Source organism: Mesotoga sp. UBA5847 (genome assembly GCF_002432735.1).
In the GTDB taxonomy this organism is placed as follows: Bacteria; Thermotogota; Thermotogae; order Petrotogales; family Kosmotogaceae; genus Mesotoga.
The window spans coordinates 1-5,583 of record NZ_DJGL01000065.1 but is presented as its reverse complement, the minus strand read 5'-3'; the positions used below and the strand labels follow the sequence as shown (position 1 = coordinate 5,583).

4 protein-coding genes and 1 pseudogene are annotated in these 5,583 nt (G+C 42.8%); 1 reads left to right on the top strand and 4 read right to left on the bottom strand.

Annotated features, from left to right (window positions below; genetic code table 11):
- From B3K91_RS06495 to B3K91_RS06485, 3 genes and pseudogenes are all read right to left on the bottom strand, one after another.
- A pseudogene (locus B3K91_RS06495) lies at positions 1–815 on the bottom strand (hypothetical protein); the annotation flags it as partial.
- A complete protein-coding gene (locus tag B3K91_RS06490; protein ID WP_292593487.1) occupies positions 812–1,453 on the bottom strand; it encodes a hypothetical protein in 642 nt (213 codons plus the stop codon). The gene B3K91_RS06490 and the pseudogene B3K91_RS06495, both read right to left, overlap by 4 nt.
- A gap of 387 nt (positions 1,454–1,840) precedes the next feature.
- Complete coding sequence (locus B3K91_RS06485; protein ID WP_292593486.1) at positions 1,841–2,233, bottom strand: hypothetical protein; 393 nt, start codon at positions 2,231–2,233, stop codon at positions 1,841–1,843.
- Positions 2,234–2,301: 68 nt separating this feature from the next.
- Between B3K91_RS06485 and B3K91_RS06480 the strand changes: the two genes are divergently transcribed.
- Positions 2,302–3,945 carry a peptidylprolyl isomerase gene (locus tag B3K91_RS06480; protein WP_292594421.1) on the top strand — a complete coding sequence of 548 codons (1,644 nt, stop codon included), beginning with the start codon at positions 2,302–2,304 and terminating at the stop codon, positions 3,943–3,945.
- 120 nt (positions 3,946–4,065) lie between these two features.
- On the opposite strand, the gene B3K91_RS06475 is transcribed toward B3K91_RS06480, so the two are convergent.
- On the bottom strand, positions 4,066–5,370 hold the full coding sequence (locus B3K91_RS06475) for an MFS transporter (RefSeq protein WP_292593484.1): 1,305 nt from the start codon (positions 5,368–5,370) through the stop codon (positions 4,066–4,068).
- Positions 5,371–5,583: the final 213 nt, after the last annotated feature.

Below are 5,583 nucleotides of genomic sequence, written 5' to 3'. Positions count from 1 at the left end.
AACTCTTTTGAATAAATATTCTTCGTCTGGCTGAAGACCTCTGTCTTAGCAAAAGTATGCTTGTAAAACCTCAGATCCAGTTTAATCATTATATGGCCCACAGTCTCAAAATCGAGTTCAGCCTTAGTTTCGTTTACTCTTGCAGAAAAACCGACTGGCATCTCCATCTCCGGACGAAGGACACAAGCAATAGTTATTCCCGGATAAAACCTGAAGCCAAACTTTCCTACTATCTCAGGGGATCCGTCAAATTCGATCTTATCAACAAAGGTTGCATTGTGATCTATAGAACCCGTTGAATAGCTATTTCCATGAGCACCGTGGAAGTTGAACTTTGCCTCGACTTCATAATGAAACTTCGGAGAAATCCGAATCTCGGGACCGAATTGAAGATCAATGCTTGCGACTTTTGCTTCCATTTCATATGTTTCATAGAACAGCTCAATCGGTACGCTGATTTTTACGGGGATTCCGCATACGCTAATGCTTACCTGTGGTTCAGCAATTTTCTTCGTTTGTCCAGTCTCAAACCCTTCCTCTCCAACTATCTCGAGTATCGAAGAGAGTGTTGCCGGAAAGCGAAACGTTCCATTAGAGCTGAATTTGTTCAAAGAAAGATGAAAATCAAGACTGATATTTGCGTCAAGGATCAGTTTGTTCTTGATTGCAGCCTTCATCTCATCCTTGTCAATGATTGATACATCCCATTCCTTTGTGATCAGGTTTGTTGTTACACTCTCTGCAAAGGCACGATCTCCTTCAGTTCCAAATTTCTGTACGATTTCTGATACATCACCCTCAATGTTCAGTATCAAAGTGCCAGCGCCTCTTCCACAAAAGCTTCTTCAGTTCCTAGTGTTACTTTTGAAGGGTCGGTATCATTCACTGAAATAACTCTTCTGAAAGAGTCGTTCATTGTGTCAAAAATGTAATCACCGAGAGAGAAGTGAGGGATAAAAGACGTCTTCGAAAACACTATTTGGTTTTCCGATTCACAGGGCTCTTGTACAAGAAGAGAAGAGTTGATCACAAGCGATCTGGGCACAGAATTGCTAATTGCAATGACGCCTCTTGGAAATCTGGTTGAAGAAACCACTGGCGGTTGCTGGACTCTGAAAAGAACTTTTCTGAAGGAATGAGGGCCGGAGTTCTCTTCATCTGGTATATCGTGTCTAAAGGTTAGAAGATATCCATCGCTAATATTTGGATTGTGCACGCCGGCACCAGAATGATATAAGGCACCGGAGAACAAATCAGTATCGGATAAACTCGAGAAATCCTGAGATCCTTCAGAAACCGGGTGAAAAACAGAGTCAACGCGCTTGATGATTGTACCTTCCGAATCGTAAATCAGATACTCATATTCAATGCCTGTCACATCTATGGATTTGATATAGAGGTAACCAAAGTTTCTCTCTGCAATAGAAGAACCTTCTTCAGGTGTCCACTCCATTCTAAGATCCTGAAACGCAATCAGAGTTCCTTTTCCCAAATGCGAGATCGACATGTCTGAAGGCGAAAAGAGGAGACCACCCCCATAATAAGCACCGTCGTTAAGTTCTTCACCGTCAGCCTCCAGAAAGCAAATAAATCAATGATAAGCTTAAATTCCGCAAGATTAAAGATAAAAATAAAGATCAAGATTAAAGATAAAAATAAACTATACTATTTGACCAAAAAATATTTCGGTGCGAACCAAGAACATTTATTCACAAAATTACACTATTTATTTTAACACATTTTTTATCTTCTTCCAAGGCCTCTCTTGAGTAGATCTAATTATGATGCATTACGGGCCCACGAGAATAAAGATAGTCCGAATACTCAAATTAGAAAGCTTTTATTGCCAGCTCTTGCTCTCGAAGTCGCTTACTCCCTTTTCCGCAAGATCCTTGTCAGGAAATTCCTCGATTGCCTTCGCTTCATCACGTGTATCGATTGTATAATAAGATTCAGCTGGTGCAAATACACAGATTTGAGCTGCTCTGTAAGTCCGAAATCTCATTCCACACTTATCGCAAAGCCCTATGTCCTCAACGTCTCTCCTGAAATTCACTTCCCTATTGTACCTTCTGCAGAAGGATTTGTTCCTTTCGTCGGCAAAGAAATACAAGGCTTGAGGTTGCCTCGAATTCTCCCCTCCGGACAATTCCGCTTCTTCTGAATTCAACCATTTCCAGGACGTTGCGTGAAGCCTTTCAAGATCAAGATCACTCTTTCTCAAAATATTCACCTCTCGTGGCACACCATTTCCTATGAAATGTTATCATGAATGTACCTAATACACGAGGGGGAATGATTTTGAAGAAGTTACTACTAGTTTTCCTGATGGCGATTTTCTCACTGACCCTGCTCGGAACAGAGTACGCCGTTAGGATTACCAAAGATGGGGAAGACGTTCCAGAAGAGTTTTGGATAACCAGAGAAGAAATCGAACAGGCATTTGGCGCGACTGTTGCGAACGCAAGTAGCCAGGGGATTACTCTTGATCCGTATTTCGATAGCTATTACATCCCTAGCGAGATCGGTCTAAAAACGATGATAATACCATACATAGTTGACCAGAAGCTCATCGATTTCTATGCAGAGGAAAACAATCTTCTTCCTTCTGATGAAGAAGTTGAGGCCGAAACGGATACAATGATGGAGATGTACACATCGAATCCTGGGCTGATCGAGCAAATTGAGACTATCTACGGCTCGCTTGAGACCTTCAAAGATGAAATGAGGAGTTACGTATATGCTGCCCTCAAGGCCGAACTCGTTCAGAATTCGGTTGCTCCGCTTACTGAAGAAGCTCTATCGGTTTACTTCGAGGAGTTCAGGACCGAAATCAAGAACCAGTATGAAACGATTAGGGCACGACACATTCTTGTGACCGATGAATCCACTGCTACTGAGCTCATGAGTAGAATCGAAAGTGGAGAAATCACTTTTGGCGAAGCTGCCCTTCATTACTCCATTGATTCAGGAACGGCTGCCAATGGTGGGGAGCTTGGATCGCTGCAAAGAGGGCAAACTGTGCCGGAGTTTGAAGAAGCTATCCTTACCGCACCAATAGGTAAGCTTTACGGTCCTGTAAAAAGCGAGTTTGGTTTTCACTTAATAATCGTTGAAGAGAGAACAGAGATTAACAGTCTGGCCGATATGGTGAGCTCTCCCAGATATAATGATTTCGTTTCAGGTTATCAGAACGATTCTTACAATCGTTGGTTAGAGAGGTACATAAGCGAAAACAACTTTGACTATGTGATACTTGATGGTGAACTGCTGTTCTACAAGGAATACGTGGAAGCTATAGGGACAGAAGAGTCGGCTAATGAATTCTTCGTCGAAGTTGCCGCGAAAGTCTTCGGTGAAGGAGACTCATCTGCGCAGGTCTCACCCGTGGAGTACGCTGTCTACATCGAGTTGTCTCAAATGTTGGGATACACCGAGAGTATTGACTACGAAGTGGCCATAAGGTCCTTGTTTGAGATAGGAGAGAAGCGAGGCATGATTGTCCAGATGATGTATGAGCTTGATAGCAACGTTCCTGAAGTTGCGGCTGCTTATTACAACTCCTGGCTAGAGGAACTAGAAATGACGTTCATGAATCAACAGCTTCTTCAGCAGCAGCTGAGCAACTACGGGCAAAGTTTCGTAGATTATGTCTTCAGTACAATTGATGAAATCGAATCGGGACTGGAAGCCACGTTAGAAAGGGAAATGTCTCCGGAAGTCAGAGCAGATATTCTTTACATTTTGATAAGGAACAACTCTCTATCTCTAGATCTTGACTACAGCCCAGACTGGATTGAAGAGAAGCTCAGCAAAAGGCTCACTTACATGGAAGCGCTAATGGAAGTCGATCCTTCTGAAGAAGCTCAGTTAGAGATCGATTCAATAATCTCAGAACTGGAATACCTTGCTGCAGAAAGGGACAGCCAGAGCGCAACAGACTAAGCCTTCATCAATATGAGTGAAGAACCGGAGAATCAAGCTCCGGTTCTTCTTTTACCGATTTTGCTTCAGCCTGTCAAGCGCAGAGGAATCTGGGGATGGCTACGATGATACTTAAAGAACCTACGCACCAATTCCTTCTCTCACAGGCTCGACTGCCTTTCCCTTTGAGCCGTTGCTGTTATCTGTTCTCTTTTCTTCGAAGAGTCTCGACATGCCCTTCATCAGAAATACGATAGTTAGAATAGCGTTGCCAATGCATGACAAGAGCACAAGATAATGGACAGGGAATCGATCAACAGCAAAACCAAAGATCGCAGAACCTAAAGGAGTTGCAATCTGAGCGAGAATTGAGATCACGGAGAACACCCTGGATCTGTAGCTAGTAGGAACAATCCGGTGAAACAGAGTTTGAAGCGGGGTGTTAACAAATGCATTAAATACTCCCATCACGAGAATCGGCACTCCAAGTGCTGCAAAATATAACCATGAAGCGCCGCCAAAAAGATTCATGAAGTAAGGAAAGAAGAAAGCTGCCAGAATGAAATTGATGACTGTTTCCGTTGCTAGACCTCCTGCAAAGAGACTTCCCTGTCTTCTCTTAGAAAGAACTGTCCCCAGGAGAATGTTTCCTATAAGAACTCCAACCACCCATCCAGACTGAAGGAACCCATATTGTTGACTGGAAAAACCGACCACAGTTCGCGCGAAAAACGGGAACACAACCGTAAACACCGGTGCCAAAAGGAAATTCGATACCATAGCAAATATCAGAACCATCATCAGTCCCTTTATTCTTCTGAGATAGCTGATTCCCTCAACAATATCGACAAAGACACTCTTTACGGAGACTCTAGATTTCTCAGTTGTTCGTTCGTAAACTATGAAGATCTCACTGATTGCGGATGCGACGAAAGACACTCCGTTCAGAATGAACACTACTTCGATTCCGAAAAGTCCGTAGAGCACTCCTCCCAGCGCCGGTCCCACAATATAAGAGATGGAATTCACTGCTCCAAGGATAGAATTTCCTCTCAAGAGCTTGTCTTCTTCGATAATATCCGGAAGCATTGCCGCAGTTGCGGGATCGAAAGAAATATCAAGTGTCGAAATCAACAGCTGAAATATGAAAAGGATAGATATTGTAAGGGCTTCTGCATTTGCCATATAGGCCATGGCGAGAATAGCTGCCCCTCTGGCAAAATCCATGTAGATCATTATCAGTTTCCTGTTGAACCTGTCACCAAGTACGCCTGCAATTGGTCCGAAGATAATCCTGGGTATCATAGTAATCACTGCGAACGTGCCCATGATTGCTCCGGAACCAGTTAGGTCAAGGATGTATAGGGGAATTGCCAAAGCCTGAACGCCGCTTCCTATGAGAGAAACTAACCTTCCAACTGAAAAGAGCCAGAAATTCCTTCCCATATCTTTCGCCGCACCACCTTGAATTTATTAAATCATGAGTACATATTATCACATACAATGCAACAAACTCAAGTTGTGATTTAATAAAGATTATTACAAGTAAAAACAATGCTAATTATAGTTCAAATTCAGTTATGATTATCAAATGATTATGAAGATGTCTGCTTTCGAACAGTGCTAGAGTCTGTATGGTATCCTAAGTTCCCGAAAAGT